At 60.1% G+C, this 23,222-nt stretch carries 22 protein-coding genes and 1 pseudogene; 15 read left to right on the forward strand and 8 right to left on the reverse strand.

What is annotated here, in order from left to right:
- Positions 1–162: 162 nt before the first annotated feature.
- From livH to HX783_RS05440, 8 genes are all read left to right on the forward strand, one after another.
- A complete protein-coding gene (livH, locus tag HX783_RS05405) occupies positions 163–1,086 on the forward strand; it encodes a high-affinity branched-chain amino acid ABC transporter permease LivH (protein WP_088425213.1) in 924 nt (307 codons plus the stop codon).
- The gene (locus HX783_RS05410) at positions 1,083–2,336 is read left to right on the forward strand and encodes a high-affinity branched-chain amino acid ABC transporter permease LivM (protein WP_177016219.1); all 1,254 of its coding nucleotides are present in this window, start codon (positions 1,083–1,085) and stop codon (positions 2,334–2,336) included. Before livH ends, HX783_RS05410 begins: the two co-directional genes overlap by 4 nt.
- Positions 2,333–3,100, forward strand: a complete 768-nt coding sequence (gene livG / locus HX783_RS05415; RefSeq protein ID WP_003193538.1) for a high-affinity branched-chain amino acid ABC transporter ATP-binding protein LivG — start codon at positions 2,333–2,335, stop codon at positions 3,098–3,100. Before HX783_RS05410 ends, livG begins: the two co-directional genes overlap by 4 nt.
- Before the next feature lies 1 nt (position 3,101).
- Positions 3,102–3,803, forward strand: a complete 702-nt coding sequence (locus tag HX783_RS05420) for an ABC transporter ATP-binding protein (protein WP_017844798.1) — start codon at positions 3,102–3,104, stop codon at positions 3,801–3,803.
- 256 nt (positions 3,804–4,059) lie between these two features.
- Complete coding sequence (locus HX783_RS05425) at positions 4,060–4,359, forward strand: DUF2282 domain-containing protein (protein WP_159954716.1); 300 nt, start codon at positions 4,060–4,062, stop codon at positions 4,357–4,359.
- Between the two features lie 22 nt (positions 4,360–4,381).
- On the forward strand, positions 4,382–5,260 hold the full coding sequence (locus tag HX783_RS05430) for a DUF692 domain-containing protein (RefSeq protein ID WP_177016220.1): 879 nt from the start codon (positions 4,382–4,384) through the stop codon (positions 5,258–5,260).
- Positions 5,257–6,033 carry a DUF2063 domain-containing protein gene (locus HX783_RS05435; RefSeq protein ID WP_177016221.1) on the forward strand — a complete coding sequence of 259 codons (777 nt, stop codon included), beginning with the start codon at positions 5,257–5,259 and terminating at the stop codon, positions 6,031–6,033. The genes HX783_RS05430 and HX783_RS05435 overlap by 4 nt, the downstream gene beginning before the upstream one ends.
- Entirely contained in the window at positions 6,030–6,515 is a 486-nt protein-coding gene (locus tag HX783_RS05440) for a DoxX family protein (RefSeq protein ID WP_177016222.1), read from the forward strand. The genes HX783_RS05435 and HX783_RS05440 overlap by 4 nt, the downstream gene beginning before the upstream one ends.
- Here the strand turns inward: HX783_RS05440 and HX783_RS05445 are convergent.
- The gene (locus tag HX783_RS05445) at positions 6,506–7,420 is read right to left on the reverse strand and encodes a LysR family transcriptional regulator (RefSeq protein WP_177016223.1); all 915 of its coding nucleotides are present in this window, start codon (positions 7,418–7,420) and stop codon (positions 6,506–6,508) included. The genes HX783_RS05440 and HX783_RS05445 overlap by 10 nt on opposite strands.
- 103 nt (positions 7,421–7,523) lie before the next feature.
- Between HX783_RS05445 and HX783_RS05450 the strand changes: the two genes are divergently transcribed.
- Positions 7,524–8,123: a short chain dehydrogenase gene (locus HX783_RS05450; RefSeq protein WP_177016224.1), complete on the forward strand. Its 600-nt coding sequence runs from the start codon at positions 7,524–7,526 to the stop codon at positions 8,121–8,123.
- Here the strand turns inward: HX783_RS05450 and HX783_RS05455 are convergent.
- Positions 8,108–8,488, reverse strand: coding sequence for a hypothetical protein (locus tag HX783_RS05455; protein WP_177016225.1), 381 nt, complete (start codon positions 8,486–8,488; stop codon positions 8,108–8,110). The genes HX783_RS05450 and HX783_RS05455 overlap by 16 nt on opposite strands.
- Positions 8,489–8,672: 184 nt before the next feature.
- On the opposite strand from HX783_RS05455, the gene HX783_RS05460 reads away from it, so the two are divergent.
- Positions 8,673–9,344, forward strand: coding sequence for a COG3650 family protein (locus tag HX783_RS05460; protein WP_177016226.1), 672 nt, complete (start codon positions 8,673–8,675; stop codon positions 9,342–9,344).
- A 106-nt stretch (positions 9,345–9,450) separates the two neighbouring features.
- Positions 9,451–11,064: an NAD(P)/FAD-dependent oxidoreductase gene (locus tag HX783_RS05465; protein ID WP_177016227.1), complete on the forward strand. Its 1,614-nt coding sequence runs from the start codon at positions 9,451–9,453 to the stop codon at positions 11,062–11,064.
- Between the two features lie 135 nt (positions 11,065–11,199).
- Here the strand turns inward: HX783_RS05465 and HX783_RS05470 are convergent, their stop codons facing one another.
- Entirely contained in the window at positions 11,200–12,294 is a 1,095-nt protein-coding gene (locus HX783_RS05470) for a PLP-dependent cysteine synthase family protein (RefSeq protein ID WP_177016228.1), read from the reverse strand.
- A 216-nt stretch (positions 12,295–12,510) separates the two neighbouring features.
- On the opposite strand from HX783_RS05470, the gene nhaA reads away from it, so the two are divergent.
- The 4 genes and pseudogenes from nhaA to HX783_RS29905 all read left to right on the forward strand — a co-directional run bounded on the left by nhaA (position 12,511) and on the right by HX783_RS29905 (position 16,789).
- Positions 12,511–13,686, forward strand: coding sequence for a Na+/H+ antiporter NhaA (gene nhaA, locus HX783_RS05475; RefSeq protein ID WP_177016229.1), 1,176 nt, complete (start codon positions 12,511–12,513; stop codon positions 13,684–13,686).
- Between the two features lie 198 nt (positions 13,687–13,884).
- Positions 13,885–14,649, forward strand: a pseudogene (locus tag HX783_RS30185) (MCP four helix bundle domain-containing protein); the annotation flags it as partial.
- Complete coding sequence (locus HX783_RS30190) at positions 14,644–15,507, forward strand: methyl-accepting chemotaxis protein (protein ID WP_371317661.1); 864 nt, start codon at positions 14,644–14,646, stop codon at positions 15,505–15,507. The pseudogene HX783_RS30185 and the gene HX783_RS30190, both read left to right, overlap by 6 nt.
- A gap of 958 nt (positions 15,508–16,465) precedes the next feature.
- Positions 16,466–16,789, forward strand: a complete 324-nt coding sequence (locus HX783_RS29905; RefSeq protein ID WP_256347109.1) for a DUF6124 family protein — start codon at positions 16,466–16,468, stop codon at positions 16,787–16,789.
- 91 nt (positions 16,790–16,880) lie between these two features.
- On the opposite strand, the gene HX783_RS05485 is transcribed toward HX783_RS29905, so the two are convergent.
- The 5 genes from HX783_RS05485 to HX783_RS05505 form a co-directional block, all read right to left on the reverse strand.
- A complete protein-coding gene (locus HX783_RS05485; protein ID WP_056857494.1) occupies positions 16,881–17,345 on the reverse strand; it encodes a glycine zipper 2TM domain-containing protein in 465 nt (154 codons plus the stop codon).
- A gap of 260 nt (positions 17,346–17,605) precedes the next feature.
- Positions 17,606–18,253: a pyridoxamine 5'-phosphate oxidase gene (pdxH, locus tag HX783_RS05490; protein ID WP_177016231.1), complete on the reverse strand. Its 648-nt coding sequence runs from the start codon at positions 18,251–18,253 to the stop codon at positions 17,606–17,608.
- 27 nt (positions 18,254–18,280) lie between these two features.
- Positions 18,281–19,450: an OmpA family protein gene (locus HX783_RS05495; protein ID WP_177016232.1), complete on the reverse strand. Its 1,170-nt coding sequence runs from the start codon at positions 19,448–19,450 to the stop codon at positions 18,281–18,283.
- A gap of 155 nt (positions 19,451–19,605) precedes the next feature.
- On the reverse strand, positions 19,606–20,751 hold the full coding sequence (locus HX783_RS05500) for a serine hydrolase domain-containing protein (RefSeq protein ID WP_177016233.1): 1,146 nt from the start codon (positions 20,749–20,751) through the stop codon (positions 19,606–19,608).
- Positions 20,752–20,833: 82 nt separating this feature from the next.
- Positions 20,834–23,131, reverse strand: a complete 2,298-nt coding sequence (locus tag HX783_RS05505) for a beta-galactosidase (RefSeq protein ID WP_177016234.1) — start codon at positions 23,129–23,131, stop codon at positions 20,834–20,836.
- Positions 23,132–23,222 lie beyond the last annotated feature (91 nt).

Here is a 23,222-nt window from a genome sequence, read left to right on the forward strand (position 1 = left end):
CCTGTCACCCGCGATCCGGGCGCTGGCTCACCTGAAAATCTTAAAACCGTCACCAGCGGTTCGCTGGCAAACGCTTTGCGCAAATGTGCTCACAGAACACAGCGCAGGGCCGGAACATGACTCCACCAGTGAAATGCGTATCGGGTTTTTAGGAGCGCTGTAATGCCTGAGATCTATCATTTTTTCCAAACGCTGGTTAACGGCATGACCGTTGGCAGCACCTATGCCTTGATAGCCATTGGCTACACAATGGTTTACGGCATCATTGGAATGATTAACTTCGCCCATGGCGAGGTGTACATGATTGGTTCCTACGTGGCCTTCATCGCCCTTGCCGGGCTGGCCATGCTGGGTATCCATTCCCTGCCGCTGTTGATGACCGCTGCGTTCCTTGCATCGATCGTCGTGACCAGTGCCTATGGCTACAGTATTGAGCGGGTTGCCTACCGTCCCTTGCGTGGCAGCAACCGTTTGATCCCGCTGATTTCCGCCATCGGCATGTCGATTTTCCTGCAGAACACCGTACTGCTGTCCCAGGACTCCAAGGACAAGTCCATTCCCAACCTGATCCCGGGGAGCATCTCCTTCGGCCCAGGTGGCGCACAAGAAGTGCTGATTTCGTACATGCAGATCCTGGTCTTCGTGGTCACGCTGGTGGCCATGCTGGGCCTGACCCTGTTCATCTCCCGCTCCCGTCTGGGGCGCGCCTGCCGGGCCTGCGCCGAAGACATCAAGATGGCCAACCTGCTGGGCATCAACACCAACAACATCATCGCCCTGACCTTCGTCATCGGTGCTGCGCTGGCGGCCGTTGCGGCGGTGCTGCTGAGCATGCAGTACGGCGTGATCAACCCCAACGCCGGGTTCCTGGTGGGCCTCAAGGCCTTCACCGCAGCGGTATTGGGCGGTATCGGCAGTATTCCGGGCGCCATGCTCGGCGGGCTGGTACTGGGTGTGGCCGAAGCCTTCGGCGCCGACGTGTTCGGTGACCAATACAAGGATGTGGTGGCGTTCGGCCTGTTGGTTCTGGTGCTGTTGTTCCGTCCGACCGGCATTCTGGGCCGTCCGGAGGTTGAGAAAGTATGAGCAGATATCTTAAATCAGCGTTTTTCAGCGCTTTGCTGGTATGGGCCGTGGCCTTTCCGGTACTCGGCCTCAAGCTGAGCATTGTCGGCATCAACCTGGAAGTACATGGCACCGGTCCCGTGACCCTCACCATCATCGCCTTGTGCTCGGTGCTGATGTTCCTGCGCGTGCTGTTCACCCAGCAAGTCGGCGCTCTATTGAAGGGTAACCGTGGCCCGCTGGTTTCGCCCAAGGTCAGCCAATTCCTGACCCTGCCGCGTACCCAGCGCTACATCATCATCGGCCTGATCGTGGCCGCGTTGATCTGGCCGTTCTTTGGCTCGCGCGGCGCGGTCGACATCGCCACCCTGATCCTCATCTACGTGTTGCTGGGCCTGGGCCTGAACATCGTGGTGGGCCTGGCCGGGCTGCTCGACCTGGGTTATGTGGGCTTCTATGCCGTGGGTGCCTACACCTACGCACTGCTCTCGCACTACCTGGGCTGGAGTTTCTGGGTTTGCCTGCCGCTGGCCGGCTTGATGGCGGCCACGTTCGGCTTCCTGCTGGGCTTCCCGGTGCTGCGCCTGCGCGGTGACTATTTGGCGATCGTGACCCTGGGCTTCGGTGAAATCATCCGTCTGTTCCTGCGTAACCTCACCGATATCACCGGCGGGCCCAACGGCATCAGCAGCATCCCCAAGCCGACGTTCTTCGGGCTGTCGTTCGACCGCACCGCCGCCGAAGGCATGCAGACCTTCCACGAGTACTTCGGGATCGACTACAACCCGGTGAGCAAAGTGGTGTTCCTGTACCTGGTGGCGCTGTTGCTGGCACTGGCCGCGCTGTTCGTGATCAACCGCCTGCTGCGCATGCCGATCGGCCGTGCGTGGGAAGCATTGCGCGAAGATGAGATCGCTTGCCGTGCGCTGGGCATGAACCCGACAGTCATCAAACTTTCGGCCTTCACCCTCGGGGCAACCTTCGCCGGTTTCGCCGGCAGCTTCTTCGCCGCGCGCCAAGGCCTGGTGACTCCGGAGTCGTTCACCTTTATCGAGTCGGCGATCATCCTCGCCATCGTGGTATTGGGCGGCATGGGCTCGCAACTGGGCGTGATCCTGGCCGCAATCGTGATGATCCTGTTGCCGGAAATGATGCGTGAGTTCAGCGAATACCGCATGTTGATGTTCGGCGCCATGATGGTGCTGATGATGATTTGGCGTCCTCAAGGTCTGCTGCCGATGCAACGCCCACACATGGAGCTGCGCAAATGAGCCGCGAGATCCTGAAAGTCGAAAATTTGAGCATGCGCTTCGGCGGCTTGCTGGCGGTCAACGGCGTGGCCCTGACCGTGAAAGAGAAACAGGTGGTGGCGCTGATCGGCCCGAACGGCGCCGGCAAGACCACGGTGTTCAACTGCCTCACCGGTTTCTACAAGCCGAGCGGTGGCAGCATACTGCTGGACGGCCAGCCGATCCAGGGCCTGGCCGGCCACGAAATCGCCCGCAAGGGCGTGGTGCGCACCTTCCAGAACGTGCGGCTGTTCAAGGACATGACGGCGGTCGAGAACCTGCTGATCGCCCAGCACCGTCACCTGAACACCAACTTCTTTGCGGGCTTGTTCAAGACTCCGGCGTTCCGCAAGAGCGAACGCGAGGCCATGGAATACGCGGCGTACTGGCTGGACAAGGTCAACCTCACCGAGTTTGCCAACCGCCCTGCCGGCACCCTGGCCTACGGGCAGCAACGTCGCCTGGAAATCGCCCGTTGCATGATGACCCGCCCGCGGATCCTCATGCTCGACGAACCGGCCGCTGGCCTGAACCCCAAGGAAACCGAAGACCTCAAGGCGCTGATCAGCGTGTTGCGTGAGGAAAACAACGCCACGGTGCTGTTGATCGAACACGACATGAAACTGGTCATGAGCATTTCCGACCACATCGTGGTGATCAACCAGGGCACGCCGCTGGCCAACGGGACGCCGGAGCAGATCCGCGACAATCCTGAAGTGATCAAAGCCTATTTGGGGGAAGCGTAAAATGCTGCAATTCGAAAACGTTTCCACTTTCTACGGCAAGATCCAGGCCCTGCACAGCGTCAACGTGGAGGTGCGCCAAGGTGAAATCGTCACGCTGATCGGCGCCAACGGTGCCGGTAAATCGACCTTGCTGATGACCCTGTGCGGTTCGCCTCAGGCCCACAGCGGCAGCATCCGCTACATGGGTGAAGAGCTGGTGGGCCAGCAGTCCTCGCACATCATGCGCAAAAGCATTGCGGTGGTGCCGGAAGGCCGTCGCGTGTTCTCGCGCCTGACCGTCGAGGAAAACCTGGCCATGGGCGGTTTTTTCACCGACAAGGGCGACTACCAGGAGCAGATGGACAAGGTGTTGCACCTGTTCCCACGGCTCAAGGAGCGCTTCAGCCAACGTGGCGGCACCATGTCCGGCGGCGAACAGCAAATGCTCGCCATCGGCCGCGCGCTGATGAGCAAGCCCAAGCTGCTGCTCCTGGACGAACCGTCCCTGGGCCTGGCACCGATCATCATCCAGCAGATCTTCGACATCATCGAACAGCTGCGCAAGGACGGTGTGACGGTGTTCCTGGTGGAGCAGAACGCCAACCAGGCCTTGAAGATTGCTGACCGCGCCTACGTGCTGGAAAACGGCCGGGTAGTGATGCAGGGCACGGGCGAGCAGTTGCTGACGGATCCGAAGGTGCGGGAGGCGTACTTAGGCGGTTAAAAACGGTTGCTGTAGAAACCGGATCTAAATGTGGGAGCGGGCTTGCTCGCGAATGCGGTGTATCAGTTAAGTATCTATCGACTGACACACTGCATTCGCGAGCAAGCCCGCTCCCACATTTGCTTTGTGTGAAGCTTAAATTTTGCATTTGTTGAAATTATTTTCGTCGCGCTTGTAACGAAATTCACCCTGCTGCCTCTAGTGGAGTAAGCAGGCAATCAAGCTCGCTACCTCAACCCACTGCTGGAGATACACCATGACCACCAAACTGTCCGCCGCTACCCTGATCCTGGCCCTCGGTTCTGCTCTGAGCCTGTCCGCAATGTCCAACATGGCCCACGCCGACGACGCCAAAATGGACAAATGCTTCGGCGTCGCTGAAGCCGGCAAGAACGATTGCGCCGCAGGCGCCGGCACTACCTGCGCCGGCACCTCGAAAGTCAAAGACCAGGCCAATGCCTGGAAACTGGTCCCAGCCGGCACCTGCGGCAAAACCCCAAGCGCCACCTCGCCGACCGGTTTCGGCCAGGAAGCTGCCTTCACCGCCAAGTCCTGATCCCTGCGCCGCCTGAGTACTGATGATGACGCTTTTACCTCAACACACGGTCTCACCGGCTCAGGTGCCCGGCCTCCCCTACAGGGCCGGGCTGGGGCTGAAGAACGAGCACTTCATCGAAGTGCTCGAGACCTCGCCCGATATCGGTTTTTTTGAAGTGCACGCCGAAAACTACATGGTGGCCGGCGGCCCGTTTCATCACTACCTGGGTTTGATCCGCGAGCAGTACCCGCTGTCGCTGCACGGCGTGGGCCTGTCCATCGGCGGCGAAGGCCCGTTGAACCGTGAGCACCTGGCACGGTTGGCCACGCTGATCGACCGCTATCAACCCCACTCTTTTTCCGAACACTTGGCCTGGTCCAGCCACGGCCCGGTGTTTCTCAATGACTTGCTGCCCCTGGCCTACGATGCCGCCACCCTCAACCGGGTGTGCGAACACATCGATCAGGTCCAAAGCACCCTCAAGCGGCCGATGCTGCTGGAGAACCCTTCGACGTATCTGCAGTTCCAACGCTCCACCCTGGACGAGACGGACTTCATCAGCGAGATCATCCGGCGTACCGGTTGTGGCCTGCTGTTGGACGTCAACAATGTCTATGTGTCGTGCATCAACCACCAACGCGACCCGCTTTCCTACATCGACGCACTGCCTTTGCGCGCAGTCGGTGAGATTCATCTGGCCGGTTTTGCCGAAGACACCGACAACCTGGGTGACCGCCTGTTGATTGATGACCACGGCGCCCCCATCGATAACGCCGTGTGGCAGTTGTACGAACAGGTCCTCACGCGCACCGGCCCGGTGGCTACGCTGATCGAGCGCGATAACCAGGTGCCGGCCTTCAATGTATTGCAAGCCGAAGCCCAACACGCCGACTGGCACCTGTCGCAGGTGAACGTATGAGCCACCACACCGCGTTTGCCAATGCCTTGGTCGACCCTGGCCAGGCGTGCCCCGAAGGCCTTTTCAGCAGCAACGGCGCCGACCCGGCCAGCCGCTTTGCGGTGTACCGCAACAACGTCCACAGCTCATTGGTCAACGCACTGGCGACGGCTTACCCGGTGACGCTGCAGTTAGTCGGCGATGAGTTCTTTCGTGCCATGGCTGGCCTGTTTATTCAGGCGTGCCCGCCCACCAGCCCGCTGATCAGCGAGTACGGCAGCGCATTCTCAGCGTTCATCCAGGACTTCGAACCCGCCGCCAGCGTGCCTTACCTGGCCGATGTCGCCAGGCTCGAGCGCCTGCGGGTGCGCGCCTATCACGCGGCAGATACACAACCGCTGGAGCAGCACAGCATTCTTCAAGCGCTGCAAGGCCAGACCGACCTTGGAAAACTGCGCCTGCAACTGCATCCGTCCGTAGCCACCTTGAACTCCACCTACGCGGTCGTGGCCGTTTGGGCTGCACACCAGACCGAGGGCGGCGTGGCCACCTTGAATCCCTGGCACGCCCAAAGCGCGCTGGTGTTGCGCCAAGGCCTGGCAGTGAAGGTGTTCGCCATCGACAGTGGTTCGGCCGCGTTCATCCACAGCCTGACCCACGGCACAGCGTTAGAAATCGCGGTGCAGCACGCCCTCGAAGCGTCCGCCGAATTTGACCTGAACCAATGCCTGACCCTGCTGATCAGCCACGACGCCATCACTCATTTGCATCCAGAACAAAAGGTATCGCCATGAACGCATCCCCTTCATGCCTGGTTAGACGGGCCATCGCACTGTTCGAGAAAATCCCCTACAGCCTGATCGCCTTTCTCGCGCGGTTTTCCATCGCGGCGGTGTTCTGGAAGTCCGGGCAAACCAAGGTCGAAGGCTTTGCCATCGATATCATCAACGGCACATTCCAACTCGGCGAACCCAAACTTGCCGCCTCGACGCTGCCGTTGTTTCGCAGTGAATACCACGTGCCCTTGCTGTCACCGGAAGTGGCCGCGCACATGGCGGCTTTTGCCGAGCACTTTTTCCCGGTGCTGATCCTGGTAGGTTTTGCCACGCGGTTCTCGGCCCTGGCCCTGATCGGCATGACCCTGACCATTCAATTGTTCGTCTACCCGGAAGCCTACCCGACCCACGGCACCTGGATCGCCTTGTTGCTGCTGTTAGTCGCCAAGGGCCCGGGCTGCCTGTCCATCGACCATCTGATCGCGCGCCGCTACCGCTGAAGACGGTCCAGGGCTTCGCCGCTGCGCTTGAACCAGTCCACCAGGTAATCGGCCAACACCTGAGTACGGCGCGGCAAGCCGCCCTGGTAAGGGTGAACCAAGTACATCGGCATGCTTCGCGTCTGATAATCACGCAGGAGCCAGCGCAATCGGCCATCCGCCAATTCCGCAGGTAAAACGTAGGACGGCAGGCGGGCGATGCCGGCGCCCACCAGCGCGGCTTTTTTCAACAGGTTGTAGTGGTTGGAAGCAAACGTGCCGCTGACCCGCACACGCAGCAGTTCATGCTGCTGGTGATATAGCCATTCTTCACGGCCGCTGTAGTGGCTGTTGAGCAAGCAGGTATGCGTAGCCAAATCCGCCGGGGTCAGCGGTTCACCGTGCTGTTCCAGGTAAGCGGGGCTGGCGCAGGTCATCTCGTGCCAGGCCAGCAGTGGCTTGGCCACCAGGCGCTCATTCTCGATAGCCCCCGAGCGCACGCCCAAATCAAAACCATCGCGCGCCAGGTCTCGGTAGCTGTTATTCAATTCCAGCTCGATCTGCACCTGCGGATACTGCTTGGAAAACTCCAGCAGCAAGCCGTCAAAGAAGGTTTCCCCCAGCGACACCGGAACCGTCATACGCACCGGCCCGGCCAAATCGTCCTTGAGTCGCGCCAATGCCTGACGGGCGCGCTCCACCTGTACCACCAGTGCCTGAGCCTGGGGCAACAACGCCGCACCGGCTGCGGTAAGGCTGAGCTTGCGGGTGGTGCGATGCAGCAACACCACGGAAAACTGCGCTTCCAATTGGCTGATGCGCTTGGACAGCTGGCCTTTGCTGCACCCCAGTTGTTCGGCGGCGACGGTGAAACTGCCGGCTTCGATTAGTACGGCAAACGCCGCCAAGTCATCCATCTCGCTCATGGATTGTTTCCATTTGAAAACCAAAGGTTGCCTATTAGCGCGTTTATCCACCAGAAAAGCCACACTAGACTGAAGCTTCACTTACACCTGGAGGAACAGCACGATGAAAATCCTATTGATTGGTGCCAGCGGCACGGTCGGCTCGGCAGTCAAGGCAGAACTCGCCCAACGTCACGAGGTGATCAGCATCGGTCGCACCAGCGGCGACTTCCAGGTGGATATCAGCGACAGCGCCTCGATCCGCAAGCTGTTCGAACAGACCGGTAAATTCGACGCCCTGGTCTGCGCAGCGGGCAGCGTGAATTTCGTGGCGTTGGGCGACATGAGCGAAAGCGATTTCGAACTGGGCCTGCGCGACAAGCTGATGGGCCAGGTCAACCTGCTGCTGATCGGCCGTGAGTACGCCAACGACGGCGCCTCGTTCACCTTTACCAGCGGCATCCTCAACCGCGACCCGATCCGCACCGGCGCCTCGGCGGCACTGGTCAATGGCGCGCTTGACGCCTTCGTCAAAGCAGCGGCGATCGAATTGCCACGTGGCCTGCGCGTCAACTCCGTAAGCCCGACCGTGCTGCTGGAAGCCATGGGCAGCTACGCCCCGTACTTCCGTGGTTTCAAACCGGCTGCCGGCGCCGAAGTGGCATTGGCCTACGCGAAAAGCGTCGAGGGCTTGCAGACCGGTCAGACCTACATCGTCGGTTGAGAGGCAATTGCCTCACGCGAGAACTGAGACATCCATTCAATCACCAGGGCGCGGGGGACCAAAAGCCTGAACTCCCCGCCCAGCTCGCTGTGAACCATTGAAGTACTTAGCGGGTAACCGTCTACGTAGAGTGTCAGGTATTTGTTGATGGTAAGCAGCGCGATGGATTTTGTCCTTGCCCTGGCTTCAGGACTCAACGTGACGTTTACCTCAACGTAGGCCGGATCCGGGTTCTCGGCCCGTTTCAGCGACACCCAGATGTCTGTGAAGTCTGTAACTGACGAAAAGACGAGCCGGGCAGGCTCGTTTGAACAGGCCGCACTTGCCCAGAGCAGAACAGCGCACAGGCTCCATTTGATATTCATTGAAACACCCCCTCCAAAAACGTCGACACTCTTACGATTCCCCAACACTCACTGTAGGAAATATCTCAATTAGCAACGCGTCATTTCCCAGCGTGTTCCGAACACAGCGTTCAAACCGGGTCCTGCACTTGTGATGCAGCGTCAGCCTGCGTAACGTGGCGGCACTTGTTTGGAGACCCGATAAATGCGCGCCGTCCGTACCCTTGCTCTGTTTGCCCTGTTGCCCCTGTTCACCGCTTGTCAGATGTTTGAAAGCGAGCCGGCCAAACCCTCTACCGCAGGTTTGACCCGGATGCAGGGTGAGTTGACCGCCGTCGGCGGCAAGCTGCTGTTCCAGCCTTGCGGCGACAAACGCAACTACGTGGTCAACGACGCCGGTGGCACCAGCATACTGCAGGAAGCCGCCTCCCTGGCTGGCCAGCAAGGCGCGTTGTTCGCCGACCTGCGCGGCAAGTTCTCCGGGGTCGCCAGCGGCACCCAGGGTTCGGTGGACCTGCAACAGCTCTATCGCATGGAGCGTTCGACCTCAGCCTGCAACGACCCGGACTTCAAGCGCATGGTCCTGCGGGCCAACGGCCATAAACCCGCCTGGGCAATGAACGTCACCGCCAAGGGCATGGTGCTGGAGCGCGAAGGCCAGCCGCCACTTGCCGTGCCGTTTGTGGAAGAGCAATTGGGTGACGGGCGTTTCAACCTGATGACCGAAGCCAATAACCAGCACATCGAACTGTGGGTAGCCCCGCAGCGCTGCATCGACTCGGTCAGCGGCAGCCTCCAGCACATGACCGCCGAGTTGCGCGTCAACGGCCAGGTACAGCGTGGTTGCGCGGCATTTGGCGGCTCACGCGACGACTGATTCAGCCCTGCGCTGTTTTAACCTGACGGAAAACCGCCATTGGGGCTTATAATCGCCGGTTTGCAAAACAGCCGGCCTTTTTGTCCGCCGCCTACCGGATCCCGTCATGTTACGAATCACCGAACTCAAGCTGCCCATCGACCATCCCGAAGAAGACCTGCGCCCTGCCATCGTGCAGCGCCTGGGCATCGCCAGTGATGACCTGCTCGATTTCACCCTGTTCAAGCGCAGCTACGACGCCCGCAAAAAATCGTCGGAGCTGTGCTTCATCTACACCATCGACCTGAACGTGAAGGGCGAAGCCGCCCTGCTGCTCAAGTTCGCCGATGATCGCAACATCAACCCGGCGCCGGACGTCAGCTACAAAGTGGTGGGCCAGGCGCCACAAGGCCTGGTCGAGCGCCCGATCGTGGTGGGTTTTGGCCCCTGCGGGATTTTCGCCGGGCTATTGCTAGCGCAGATGGGCTTCAAGCCGATCATCCTCGAACGTGGCAAGGAAGTGCGCCAGCGCACCAAGGATACCTGGGGCCTGTGGCGCAAAAGCGTGCTCAACCCCGAGTCCAATGTGCAGTTCGGTGAGGGCGGCGCCGGGACTTTCTCCGACGGCAAGCTGTACAGCCAGATCAAGGACCCGAAATTCCACGGCCGCAAAGTCCTGCACGAGTTCGTCAAGGCCGGTGCGCCGGAAGAAATCCTCTACGTCAGCAAGCCGCACATCGGCACCTTCCGCCTGACCGGCGTGGTCGAAAACATGCGCCAGCAGATCATCGCCCTGGGCGGTGAAGTGCGTTTCGAACAGCGCGTCACCGATGTGCTGATCGAAGACGGGCAACTGAACGGCGTGGTCATCGACGGCGGCGAACAGATCCTCTCCAAGCACGTGATCCTGGCGCTGGGCCACAGCGCCCGCGACACCTTCCGCATGCTGCACGGCCGTGGTGTGTACATGGAGGCCAAGCCGTTCTCGGTGGGTTTCCGTATCGAACACCCGCAGTCGCTGATCGACGCCGCGCGCCTGGGCAAATACGCCGGGCACCCGAAACTCGGCGCGGCCGACTACAAACTGGTGCACCACGCCAAGAACGGCCGCTCGGTCTACAGCTTCTGCATGTGCCCAGGCGGCACGGTGGTAGCGGCGACTTCCGAGCCAAACCGCGTGGTGACCAACGGCATGAGCCAATACTCGCGTAACGAACGCAATGCCAACTCCGGCATCGTGGTCGGCATCACGCCTGAAGTGGATTACCCAGGCGGCCCGCTGGCGGGTATCGAGTTGCAGGAACGCCTGGAGTCCCACGCCTACATCCTCGGCGGCAGCAACTACGAGGCGCCGGCCCAACTGGTGGGTGATTTCATCGCCGGCAAGCCGTCCACGGCCATCGGCAGTGTGGAACCGTCCTACAAACCAGGTGTGTCGCTGGGTGACCTGGCCCTCGCGTTGCCGGACTTCGCCATCGAAGCGATTCGTGAAGCGCTGCCGGCGTTCGAGAAGCAGATCAAGGGCTACTCGCTGCACGATGCGGTGCTCACCGGCATCGAGACGCGCACCTCGTCGCCGCTGCGGATTACCCGCAACGAGTCGATGCAGAGCTTGAACGTGAAAGGCCTGTTCCCGGCCGGTGAAGGCGCTGGTTATGCCGGTGGGATTCTGTCGGCGGGTGTGGACGGGATTCGGATTGCCGAAGCGTTGGCGCGGGATATGTTGGGCATTGAGGCCTGACACAGCCCCTGAAAATACCGCAGTTCCAGTGTGGGAGCGGGCTTGCTCGCGAAAGCGGTGGTTCAGTTGATGATTTATCGACTGGCAGTCCGCTTTCGCGAGCAAGCCCGCTCCCACGTTTGGTTTTGCGGTGTTTCAGATGTTGGCGCGTAAAACGCTTTCCGGCAACGGCTCGCCCCGCTCCACACTGGCCGCCACCGCGGCGACCAACCCGTCCAACTGATAGCCCTGCCCCGCTAACCACGCCTGATCGTAATAAGTGCTGGCATACCGCTCGCCCCCATCACACAAAATCGCCACGATCGACCCCGACTCCCCGGCCGCTTTCATCTGCTGCGCGGCCACCAAGGCGCCAATCAGGTTGGTCCCGCTGGACCCGCCGACCCGCCGCCCCAGCCGTTCGGCCAGGTAATGCATGGCCGCCAGTGACAGCGCGTCCGGCACCTTGACCATCGCATCGATCACCTTGGGCAAAAACGACGCCTCAACCCGAGGCCTGCCGATTCCTTCGATCCGCGAGCCGCAATCCAGGCGCAAACTCGCGTCGCCGGTTTGGTAGTAATCGAAGAACACCGAACGCTCGGCGTCGGCACACAACACGCGCGTGCAATGCTGGCGATAACGCACATAGCGGCCCAAGGTTGCCGTGGTGCCGCCAGTGCCGGGGCTGGAAATCAGCCAGCTCGGCTCGGGGTAATGCTCAAAACGCATTTGCTGGAAGATCGACTCGGCAATGTTGTTGTTCGCCCGCCAGTCCGTCGCACGCTCGGCGTAGGTAAATTGGTCCATGAAGTGACCGCCACTTTCCTTCGCCAGCCGTTCGGATTCGGTGTAAATCTGCGTCGGATCCTTCACCAGATGGCTCTTGCCGCCGTAGAAAGCGATCTGGTCGATCTTCGCCTGGGACGTCGTGGCCGGCATCACCGCAATAAACGGCAGACCGAGCAAACGCGCAAAGTACGCCTCCGAAACCGCTGTGGAACCGCTGGACGCCTCGATCACCGGGGCGCCCGGTTTGAGCCAGCCGTTACACAAGGCATACAGGAACAGTGAACGGGCAAGGCGATGCTTGAGGCTGCCTGTCGGGTGGCTGGACTCATCCTTGAAGTACAACTCGATACCCGGCAGCCCCGGCAATGCCAAAGGGATGAGGTGCGTGTCGGCGCTGCGCTGAAAGTCCGCTTCAATAATACGAATGGCTTCGCGGGCCCAGGTACGGTGGTCGCTCATGAGGTGCGTCTCTGAAGATTTCAGCCCCGATTTTAGGGGGTTTCCTACACTGCACACAGATACAGTGACGTCTCAATTAGACACACAATTGCTAGGCTCAAGCGCGACGCCAACTCTGCCAGCCGCTTATAACAAATAAGAATATAACTTTTGTTTTAACAACTAACGGTACGGGTTAGGGTAGCCACCTATTGAACCTTGATTGGAGAGCATCCCTTGCCTCTGCGTAGCACTTTCACCCGTTTCTTCCAACTGGAAGCCGCCAGCGGTCTGTTGTTGATCGCCGCTGCCGCCTTGGCGCTGATCATCAACAACTCACCGTTGTCGCACCTGTACAACGCATTTCTCGACGTACCGGTGGTGGCACAGATCGGCGCGCTGAAAATCGCCAAGCCCGCGCTGCTGTGGATCAACGACGGCCTGATGGCCCTGTTCTTCCTGTTGATTGGCCTGGAGGTGAAACGCGAGCTGCTCGACGGCCACCTGTCCAAGCCCTCGCAAGTGGTGTTACCGGGCGCCGCAGCGATTGGCGGCATGGTGGTGCCGGCGCTGATCTACTGGGCGATCAACAAGGACTACCCTGCCGCGCTGTCCGGCTGGGCGATCCCCATGGCCACCGATATTGCCTTTGCGCTCGGCGTTCTGGCCCTGCTGGGCAAGCGCGTGCCGGTGTCGCTGAAACTGTTCCTGATGACCTTGGCCATCATCGATGACCTTGGTGCAATCATCGTCATCGCCGTGTTCTATTCAGCCGACTTGTCGGGTGCCGCACTCGCGGGTGCAGGCGCCTGTTTGGTTGCCTTGATCGCGATGAACCGCCTGGGCGTGATCAAGCTGGGGCCGTATTTGATCATCGGCCTGATCCTGTGGGTGTGTGTGCTCAAGAGTGGCGTGCACGCCACGCTGGCCGGCGTGACACTGGCCTTCTGCATCCCGATGCGCACCAAAAATGCCGAGCCGTCGCCGCTGATGACGCTGGAACACGCCCTGCACCCGTGGGTGGCCTACGCCATCCTGCCGTTGTTCGCGTTTGCCAATGCGGGCGTGTCCCTGACCGGCGTGAGCCTGGAAAGCTTCACCCACCATGTGCCCATGGGCATCGCCGCCGGCCTGCTGATCGGCAAGACCGTCGGCGTGTTCGGCCTCACCTGGCTTGCGATCAAGACCGGCCTTGCAGCGCTGCCCAGCGGCGCGAACTGGGGCCAGGTGTTTGGTGTGGCGATCCTGTGCGGCATCGGCTTCACCATGAGCCTGTTTGTCGGCTCGCTGGCCTTTGTGCCGGGCGCCAGTGAGTTCGCCGGCGAGGATCGAATGGGGATCCTCACCGGGTCGATCCTGGCGGCGTGTATTGGTTATGCGGTGACGGCGATGGCCAGTCGCAAGAAAGCCTGAACGCGCTGAAAGCCCCACAAAAACCCCCAACTGGTCGCCTGGTTGGGGGTTTTCTTTTGCTGAAGATGACACTTACCGCAATTGCCTAAAGACTTTCTGCCAGCCGCCGACTAGTGAGTGTGGCGAGCCATCTGTTCCGGCCAGGAACACCCGCCCGACACTGCTCCCCAACGCGTTTCCAGCCCGAGCGAAAATCCCATGTTCCTGAGAAATATAAGAATCGCAGCCAGAGCCTTCATCGGCTTCGCCGCTATTGCGTCGCTGAGTGTGTTTCTCGGGCTGTTCGCCCTGAAGCAGATCGGTGAAGTCCAGTCCCAGGCGGCCGACATTCAGAATAACTGGATGCAGCGCGTCAGGATCCTGGCCCTGGCCAACGCTTCGCTGGACCGTTATCGCTTGGGCGAGATGGCGCACATCCTGTCGTCCAGCGATGCCGACATGCAGACCTACGAAGACAAATCCGCAGGCCGCCTGAAAAGTGTCAAGGAACAGCTGGCTCAATATGCTGCGCTGCTGCGCACGCCAGAGGAAAAATCGCGTCTCGATGTATTCAACCTAAGCCTCGAGGGGTATGCGAAGAACCACACCGAAATGCTCAAACGCTCACGCTCAGGCGACAAAGCCGGCGCCCGCGACTTTCTCAACAGTATTCGAGAAAGCTATGAGCAGATGACCAAGAACTTCGATCAGCTGATAGATCTGGCCAACAAAGGCGCCGAGCAAGCCGGCCAGACCTCCGACGCCGCTTACCAACATGCCGTGGGCGGTATCACCCTCGTTATTCTGCTGGTGAGCGGTGGCACGGTGCTGGTGGCCTGGCTGCTGACCCGCAGCATTACCGGTCCCATCATTGAAGCGGTGCAGGTGGCCGAAACCATTGCCCGGGGCGACCTCACTCAGCCCATCAACCCGACGGGCAACGACGAAGCCACGCGCCTGCTGCGGGCGCAAGAAACCATGCGTAACAACCTGGTGCAGACCCTGCGGCAAATTACCGGTTCATCCAGCCAATTGGCCGCGGCGGCAGAACAACTGAATGCGGTAACCGCCGAGGGTAGCCGGGACTTGCAACAGCAGCACGCCGAGATTGAACAAGCCGCCACCGCCGTCACTGAAATGACCACCGCAATTGAAGAGGTCGCACGGAACGCGGCATCGACCTCCGACCTTTCCCAAGAGTCGCGCAGCATCGCCTTGAAAGGCCAGCAGCGCATGGTCGAGGCGTTGAACTCGATCCAGGCGCTGACCCGTGGGGTTGAAGTCAGCTCGGGTCAAGTCGGCGGCCTTGCCGAGCAGGCCAAGGGGATCGGCAAGGTACTCGATGTGATCCGTACCATTGCCGAGCAAACCAACCTGTTGGCACTGAACGCCGCCATCGAAGCTGCACGCGCCGGTGAAGCCGGGCGAGGTTTTGCGGTGGTCGCTGACGAGGTGCGTGCACTGGCCCATCGCACTGCCCAATCAACGCAAGAAATCGAGCAGATGATCGGCAGCATCCAGACCAACACCGCCAGCACCGTCAACACCATGCTCGACAGCAGTTCCATGACCCAGCAAACCCTGGGCCTGGCCGAGCTGGCGCAACAGGCATTGGCGGACATCCTGGCGGCCAACGATGAGATCAACGGCCGCAACCTGGTGATTACCACGGCGGCAGCTGAACAAGCCGACGTTGCCCGGGCGGTTGATCGGAACTTGCTGAACATCCAGCAGTTGTCGATTCAGTCGGCGGAAGGCTCGACCCAAACGACTGCGGCCTCGCAATCGCTGGCCAGCCTGGCGCATGAGTTGAACACGATGGTGAAGCACTTTCAGGTTTGAGGTGAAAGGTTAAAAACCAAAAAGCCGCCTCGGTTCAAGCCGAGGCGGCTCCACTTCTCAGACCTTAAAGGTCATCGAAGCTATCCCGCAGGAATACCCATACGTGATAAACACGCAGGGCATTCACTACGAGGTTCCACGTACGTCGTACAAACTTCGACATACTCGGCCCTCCATGAGCTGGGCCTTACCTCCAGCGCACTTACCGGAACATGTGAGCCTTCGGATGCTGTCACCGCGTCCTATGAGGTGGCTGGGTTGGTGGGCCTTCCGCATGAATCCGGCACGGATTACTAGCCCGTGGCGGTCGGTCCAAAAATTGGGCAATGGCCCAGCCAGCCTGCAAAGTAATGCGCGTGGAACGACGGCGATACTAACTGAGCATCCGCTCGAAGGTGTGACCAGGCGCGGTCGAACCCCCTTGATAACTCTTAAAGTTTATTTCCAATTTTTGCGGACAGTGCAGACAATAAAACTCACATAAACGGTGGTCGCCGCTCATCGCAGCGGGTTGCGCCACACCTTAAGCGACGATAGTATTTCGCTCATGTCATCGCGTCCTGTGAGTATGCGAGCCCAGCAAAAATCAGGCTTGCGATAAAAAACCGCCCTACTAAGGCGGTTTTTTATTGCCTGCGTTTTTTGCGCTACCAGGGAAACCCATCAGAAATTTCCCACGGTTCGCCGGGATTGCCTTGCAGCAAATGACTCACTAGTCTTCCTCCATTCGCTGACACTCAGCGATCAGGCGTCGCGGCCTGTTAACTTGATGCATAATTGCCAGCTGTTTTCGTCAGCCAATCCTGTGACTGACGTCTCGTGTTATGGCAGCTGTGCGCGGGATACCTTCGGGTATGCCGAGTTCCAAGTTCTCGGTCCGCGAACCTGCGTACAGCTGCCACCTTCCATCGCGTCGCGGCGATCAGGGGCAGTTCCAGCCAAACTTGGAGACTTACCCATGTACAAGGTCACACCGAATCCACCTCCGCTAGACACTGCACAGCTATTGGCACAAGCAAGCCGCACTGCCAATCATTCTGAGCCAGACACTGCGCCACCCAATGGCTACGAACCACTGTTTTCGATTAACTCAGCCGCCGACATAGAGTCCTTGTTAGTAAATGCATATGAAACTCTGATAGGCGCAAGCGGGCTGACTTCTGATTTAGCAGAAACAACGGACGGAAAACTACGCAGCCAATTGCTAGCCATTGGGCAGCTACTCGAACTGGCGGGACTGTTAGTGGATCGTGCAATGGAACAGCGGTGTCCGACAGAATAGAGCTAGAAATTTATAGGCACTCCCAAACGGTAAAAACCAAAAAACCCCAACCGGTCACCCGGTTGGGGTTTTGTGTTTCTACAACCATTGCTTAACGCGTAACGCGGCTGGTGCCGTTAACGGTCATGATGCGGACGCGGTCGCCGATGCGGAAGATTTCGTTCTCTTCAACCGCCTGGACGTAGGCGCGCATGCTGCCGTCGTCTTCGCGAACGGTGATTTCCACGCCTTGGGTACGGGTCAGGCCTTCTTCGGTGGCCGAACCCAGCAGGCCGCCGGCTACGGCGCCAATCACAGCAGTAACGATACTGCCACGGCCGCCGCCGATGGCGCTGCCGCCAACACCGCCGATAACTGCGCCAGCAGCGCCGCCGATTGGGGTCTTGGTGCCTTCGATTTTCACCGGACGCAGGGATTCAATGGTGCCCATGCGAACGGTCTGTACACGGCGCGCCTCGTCACGGGAGTACGAGTCGCCGGTCAGACTCGAGGCGCAGCCACCCAACAGCAACGACAGGGTGGTAAAGCAGGCAACTAGTAAAACGGACTTACGCATAGCATCAACTCCAAAGGACAGGTATTCATTAGACGCCGCAGCTTGGCGCCTGTCACGGCAAGCACGTCAGAAAATTCCTTTCATTCAGCCTTAGTACAGACTACCAGCACCAGAAAACTCGACGAACGGTAGCTGAATTCTTGTTCCAAAGAATGTCACGGACCCGTTGATTGTAGTCGTCCAACAGCACACGCCGAAGCCTCTTGAGTAGAGACTTCAGTGCGGCAGGCACATTCAGGAGAAGTGACGAAAGGTGAGACTCAGGGCGCCAGGCGCTCACGGGTCCACTCGCCGTTTTGCAGGCGATAGTTCAGGCGGTCATGCAGGCGGCTGGCGCGGCCTTGCCAGAACTCCATGCGCTCAGGCAGCAGGCGATAACCGCCCCAATGCTCAGGGCAGTCGGGTTGGGTATCGCTGAAACGCTGCTCAGTGGCCTTGAGCAAGTCCTGCAGCTCTTCGCGGTCACGAATGACCTGACTCTGCGGTGATGCCCAAGCCCCAAGGCGGCTGCCCAAAGGACGGACCTGATAATAAGCGTCCGACTCCTCCGGCGTGACCTTGACCACCCGCCCTTCGATGCGCACCTGGCGCTCCAGGGTCGGCCAGAAGAACGTCATGGCTGCAAAAGGCCGTGCCGCGAGCTGTTCGCCCTTGGCACTCTGATAATTGGTGAAGAAGGTAAAGCCCTGTGTATCCAAGCCTTTGAGCAGCAGGATGCGACAGTGCGGACGACCGTCCTGGTCGACCGTGGCCAAGGTCATGGCATTGGCCTCCACCGGGGGCTGCTCGGTTTTCACCGCGTCGGCAAACCACTGGTGGAACAACGCAAACGGCTCGCCCGGGGCCTGGGCCTCGCTCAAACCGTCCCGTGTGTAGTCACGGCGCATATCGGCCAGTGCCTGGGTCATGCGGCTTTATCCTTCTGGTTCAGCAGATCAGTTTTTCGCCTGGTCGTTTGCAGCGGCTGCGTCAGCCTTAGGTGCGGCTTTTTTCGCGGCCGGTTTGGCGGCGGCTTTTTTCGCAACAGGCTTGGCAGCGGCCTTCTTGGCCGGGGCCTTTTTCGCAGGTACTGCCTTTTTCGCAGCCGGAGCAGGCACGGGGGCTGGTGCTGTTTGCACGGCGACCATATCAGCAACCGGTGGCTTGCCCGAGTTGTACTTGCTCAGCAGGGCCAACATCGTTGTACGCTGAGTGAACATGATTTCCATGCGACGGTTCAGCGCACGCCCCTGATTGCTGTCGTTGGCGGCACGCGGCATAAGGTCGCCCATGCCACGCATCATCAGGCGATCCTGCTTCAAGCCGCTGAGGCTGAAAATCGACGCGATGGATTGCGCGCGCTCACGCGTCAACGCCTGGCTCGCAGGTTCGGCACCATTGGTGTCGACGTGGCCGAGTACCAGCACGGCAGTTTTCGGATCGCCTTCAACCGCCTTGGCAACGCGGGTGAACGGGCCCAGGGTCACTGGCAGCAGCATCCCTGGACGTTTTGGGTTGTAGGAGCCATCAACCGGTGCGATCACAACCAGTACGTTCTCGCGACGCTCCAGTTGCAGGTTGCTGTCCTTGATGGCGGCGCGCAGGCGCGGCTCATAGTCATCCAGCCAGGCTTGGGTGACTTTCGGGTCTGGCATCGGCACGTTGGTCACGTCGACCTTTGCCAATGACTTTGGCTTGCTTTCGAACGGCCACCACCATTTGGTCTCGGTGTCGGTCTTGGCCACAGCAGGCGCAGCGTCAGGCGTGGAAGCAGGGGTTGCCGCCTTGAGGTCGGCTTTCAGGTCAGCCTTGGCATCCGCCGCCTTTTCGTCGGCGGTCTTGGAGGAGAACGGCCACCAGTTGAAGCCGGTGTCAGCCTTGGCGACCGGGGCAGGTGCGGCAGCGGGAGCAGGCGCAGCAGCAGCAGTTACCGGCGCGGCGGGCTTGGCGCCAGCGGCAGGTTTTGCATCAGGCTTGGCGTCGGTTTGAGTCACTGCGTCCTTGGTAGCAGCCTTATCAGACCCAAATTGCCACCAATGCCCACCCTCAGCATCATTTTGTGGAGTTTGTGCGCAGCCAGTAATAGTGAGGCACAGCGCCAGTGCCAAGGACTTGTTCGATAACATGAGATATCCACAAAATGAGAAAAAACCGGAGGGCCTGGTTGACCCGTTAAACAGACGCTTACAGAACATTAAAGTTACAAAATTTCGTTCAGCGCCTTCTGCTTAGATTTTGTATAGCCGCCTTTGTAACAAAAAAACGCAAAACAGCAAGCTCTTTACAGACAACCGGCCAATATTCCGACCAACTTCTGTGCACGCGGGTCCATAAGTACGTAAGGCCCCAGTGTATTAGTCACGAAACCGAATGCTACATCATGTTCAGGGTCGGCAAACCCCACCGAACCACCGGCACCAGGGTGACCAAACGCACGTGGGCCAAGGCCGAACGTGGCATTGGGCAATTGCGGTTGATCCAGCATGCAGCCCAAGCCGAAGCGGGTTTGGGTCAATAAGGTTTTATCCGGCCCGATACTGTGTTCGCGGGTCAATTGTTCCAGCATGTCGCTTTCCAGCAAACTACCGTCCAACAATCCGCTATAAAAACCCGCCAGGCTGCGCGCATTACCGTGACCATTTGCCGCCGGCTGCTGCATGCGCCGCCATTCGGGCTTATTAGTGCTGGTCAGAATAGACGGTGGGTTGGCAAATGCCCGTGTAGTCATAGCGGCAGGTTCACGCATCATTACTTGCAATAAGCGTTGAGCGGCTTCGTCGCCCATATTGCCTTTGCTGCGCGCTATATGTGCAACACGATAAAACTCTTCATCTGCCAGCCCCACGTGAAAGTCCAGGCCCAACGGCCGCGCAACCCGTGCGACGATCGACTCACCCGGCCCGCGCCCATCGGCGCGGCGCAGCAATTCACCGACCAGCCAGCCGTAAGTGATGGCCTCGTAGCCATGCCCTTGGCCCGGCGTCCACCACGGTGCCTCGGCTGCCAGGGTGTCGACCATCAATTGCCAGTCGTACAGGGCTTCAGTCGGCAGCATCTCGCGGATTGCCGGCAGCCCGGCCTGGTGGCAGAGCAACTGACGCAGGGTGATGGCTTCTTTACCCGCTGCCGCGAACTCGGGCCAGTAGTCAGCCACGGGCACGTCGAGTTGCAACTTGCCTTCGGCCACCAATTGCAGGGCCGTGACGGCGGTGAAGGTCTTGGTGCAGGAGAACAGGTTAACGATAGTGTCGCTGTGCCAGGCTTCGGCACCGTCCTTGTCCGCAGTGCCGGCCCACAGGTCGACGACGGTTTCGCCGCCGATCTGGATACATAGCCCGGCACCACGCTCCTGCGGGTCATCGAACAGCGCGGCAAACGCTTCACGTACCGCTTCGAACTGGAGCTCGTAATGACCCTGAATCTGCACCTGATCCGCCTTGAACAACACTGTAGGAAGTGGCCGACATTGTTCCAGTCATTAGGGGTTTTGTGAACCCGTCAACGATGAATCAATGGCCATTTCCAGAGTGCCCACCGGCGTGTCCGGCGCCCTGGCCTGCGCCTTTGCCTTCATGCCCGCCCTTGCCGGCTTCGTTCTCGCGAACCACGCTGGCCGCCTTGGCCTTTTCCGCCTCTTTACCCAACTGATCGACTGTCGCCAGGTTGCTTTTACGCACGCTGTCGACAAAGCCCTGGAACGGCACGTCGGTAATGCCGACAAGGCCGAAGTGACCGTTCTCACCGTCCAGCAAACGGCCGGTCACCGGCTGGTCCAGGTACTGGAACCAGTGCACGCCGACAATCGACGGCTCGGCCATGGCCTGCTTGAGGAAGTTACCGTAGGCCACGCCACGGTCTTCTTCCTTGGCCAACTGGGTCACGCCGCCCCAGAACGGGCCACGGTCGGAAGAGCCAAAGTTGAACTCGGTGATCAGCACCGGTTTATCCAGCGCGCGCAGGGCGGCGAAGTCATAACCGTCCTGGGGCTTGAGGGTGTACATGTTGAAGCTCAGCACATCGCAATACTGCGCGCAGGAGGCCACGGCTTCCGGGGTGCTCACGGCATAACGACCGCCCAGCAACAGCTGGTTGGGCGCGTGCCACTTCAAGGAGTCGGAAATGGTCTTGAAATAGGCATCGGCGAAGGTCTTCTGGAAGTATTTGAAGTCAGCTTCGATTTCCGGGTGCTCGGGGCTTGGCATTGGCGGCTCGAAGCCTGGGTCTTCCATCAGCTCCCAGCCCGCCAAGTGAATGCCCCAGGCCTTCGACAGGCCTTCTTCGTTGCGGTACTTGTCGCGCAGTTGCTTGAGAAACGCGCGCTTGGCCGGTACGTCGGTGGTCATGCGCAGCGTGCCGTAGGCCAAGGCGTAACGGGATTTTGCATCGTCGCCAGGGCCGGCCCAGGCCAGCTCGTTGTCGGCAAAGAAGCCGATCAGCCACGGGTCATCGCGGTGATCGCGGGCAGCAATCGCCACGGCGCGCTCGGTGGCCATGGCAAAACGCGGGTCGAACGGGTCAGGCATGCCGCCCCACCAGTCGGTGCCGGTGCTGATGCTGGCGTAGTCGCCGACAATCGACAGCGGCAAGGTGTACGGCACGCGGTCGGCGCTGGCGAGGCTCTCGTCGCTCCAGTTGCCCACGGTGTTGAAACCCCAGGCCTGGAGGCGGTCGAGGGTGTGTGTGACCCAGCGTTTCTGGTCGAAACCTTCGGTGCCATAGGTGCGCTGCAGGTTGGCGCCATAGAAGTCGTACCAACGCCCCACATTATAGCCCCGGCCCTGATCGGCGCCGTTGCCGCCTCGGTTGTCGTTGCTGCCGTAATACTTGTCGAACGGCTCGCCTGCCTTGGGCAATGCGGCGAACATCCACTCGCGCCCGGCCACATAGGTCTGGTTGTTATCCGGCGCAACCGTGTTAACCCCCAGGGAATAGAAGGGATGGCCTTCCGGCGTCACCAAGTACCAGCGGCCGTCGCGCTTCTCGGTACGGAAAAAGCCGCTGGCTTCGAACGCCGGGCCTTTGTTCCAGCCGCCATATTGATCCAGGGAAGATTTGTTGCGCTCAGCCAACCAGCCTTTGAGCTGCTGTTGCTCCTTGGCGGCGGCGGCTTTGAGCTGGTCGTCGCTGCTGACTTTTTCCGGCCAGCGCGCGCGGGTGGACTGGCCATAGGCATCCACCAGTTCGCTGTAGGCCGCTTTCAGCACCGGCTCGCTGTCCTGCACGCCAAAACGCTCCAGCAGGATGCTTTGGGCGGCATTTGGCTTGAGCATCGACAGCGTCACAGACGCCACCTGGCTGCGGTCGATTTCCCCGGCGCTGCCGGCCAGCAATACGCGCTGGCCATCCACGGTGATCGGCATCGGCGGGCCGGCCTTCATGCCCTGGCTCAGCGGCGAGTTGGCTTGCAACGGAATCACCAGGGTCTGGGCCGGGCCGGCCGGCAGGTCGATGCGGCTGACCAGGGTTTTGCCGTCGGTGCTCTGCACCTTGACGTAGAGGGTCAACGCCCAGTCCATGGCACTCTGGATACGCAGGCTGATGGCGCCGGACTGCGACCAGTCCCACACGCCGGTCTGCGGGCTGAGCACCAGGCTCGGTTCGGCTGCCGGGTTGAACGTGATGCGGCGCAGCACCTCACCTTCAGGGGTTTGTTCGGCGTTGTATTGCGGCAGGCTGGCGTCCTGGGTCGCCACCTTGACCACATCGGCAGGCCGGACGAAGTTGAACAGCGTTTGTTGCCCGGCAGGCGCGGCCATCAAGGGTGCGGCGAACAGCAGAGCAAAAAGAGCGGGCAGCGTGCGAATCATACGAACAAGGTTCTCCCAAACGGCCGGTGACTGGCCTGATGACGTAAAGCGTTGGCAGTGAGATAGACCACGAAGTGGGCGAATTCGCCCA

The sequence above is a fragment of the Pseudomonas sp. D2002 genome, from assembly GCF_013385735.1.
Classification (GTDB): domain Bacteria; phylum Pseudomonadota; class Gammaproteobacteria; order Pseudomonadales; family Pseudomonadaceae; genus Aquipseudomonas.

Bases quoted from the DNA above. Each gene is read 5' to 3' on its own strand.
- livH (WP_088425213.1), top strand. From the start codon at position 163: ATGCCTGAGATCTATCATTTTTTCCAAACGCTGGTTAACGGCATGACC.
- HX783_RS05410 (WP_177016219.1), top strand. From the start codon at position 1,083: ATGAGCAGATATCTTAAATCAGCGTTTTTCAGCGCTTTGCTGGTATGG.
- livG (WP_003193538.1), top strand. From the start codon at position 2,333: ATGAGCCGCGAGATCCTGAAAGTCGAAAATTTGAGCATGCGCTTCGGC.
- HX783_RS05420 (WP_017844798.1), top strand. From the start codon at position 3,102: ATGCTGCAATTCGAAAACGTTTCCACTTTCTACGGCAAGATCCAGGCC.
- HX783_RS05425 (WP_159954716.1), top strand. From the start codon at position 4,060: ATGACCACCAAACTGTCCGCCGCTACCCTGATCCTGGCCCTCGGTTCT.
- HX783_RS05430 (WP_177016220.1), top strand. From the start codon at position 4,382: ATGATGACGCTTTTACCTCAACACACGGTCTCACCGGCTCAGGTGCCC.
- HX783_RS05435 (WP_177016221.1), top strand. From the start codon at position 5,257: ATGAGCCACCACACCGCGTTTGCCAATGCCTTGGTCGACCCTGGCCAG.
- HX783_RS05440 (WP_177016222.1), top strand. From the start codon at position 6,030: ATGAACGCATCCCCTTCATGCCTGGTTAGACGGGCCATCGCACTGTTC.
- HX783_RS05445 (WP_177016223.1), bottom strand. From the start codon at position 7,420: ATGAGCGAGATGGATGACTTGGCGGCGTTTGCCGTACTAATCGAAGCC.
- HX783_RS05450 (WP_177016224.1), top strand. From the start codon at position 7,524: ATGAAAATCCTATTGATTGGTGCCAGCGGCACGGTCGGCTCGGCAGTC.
- HX783_RS05455 (WP_177016225.1), bottom strand. From the start codon at position 8,488: ATGAATATCAAATGGAGCCTGTGCGCTGTTCTGCTCTGGGCAAGTGCG.
- HX783_RS05460 (WP_177016226.1), top strand. From the start codon at position 8,673: ATGCGCGCCGTCCGTACCCTTGCTCTGTTTGCCCTGTTGCCCCTGTTC.
- HX783_RS05465 (WP_177016227.1), top strand. From the start codon at position 9,451: ATGTTACGAATCACCGAACTCAAGCTGCCCATCGACCATCCCGAAGAA.
- HX783_RS05470 (WP_177016228.1), bottom strand. From the start codon at position 12,294: ATGAGCGACCACCGTACCTGGGCCCGCGAAGCCATTCGTATTATTGAA.
- HX783_RS30190 (WP_371317661.1), top strand. From the start codon at position 14,644: ATGCGTAACAACCTGGTGCAGACCCTGCGGCAAATTACCGGTTCATCC.
- HX783_RS29905 (WP_256347109.1), top strand. From the start codon at position 16,466: ATGTACAAGGTCACACCGAATCCACCTCCGCTAGACACTGCACAGCTA.
- HX783_RS05485 (WP_056857494.1), bottom strand. From the start codon at position 17,345: ATGCGTAAGTCCGTTTTACTAGTTGCCTGCTTTACCACCCTGTCGTTG.
- pdxH (WP_177016231.1), bottom strand. From the start codon at position 18,253: ATGACCCAGGCACTGGCCGATATGCGCCGTGACTACACACGGGACGGT.
- HX783_RS05495 (WP_177016232.1), bottom strand. From the start codon at position 19,450: ATGTTATCGAACAAGTCCTTGGCACTGGCGCTGTGCCTCACTATTACT.
- HX783_RS05505 (WP_177016234.1), bottom strand. From the start codon at position 23,131: ATGATTCGCACGCTGCCCGCTCTTTTTGCTCTGCTGTTCGCCGCACCC.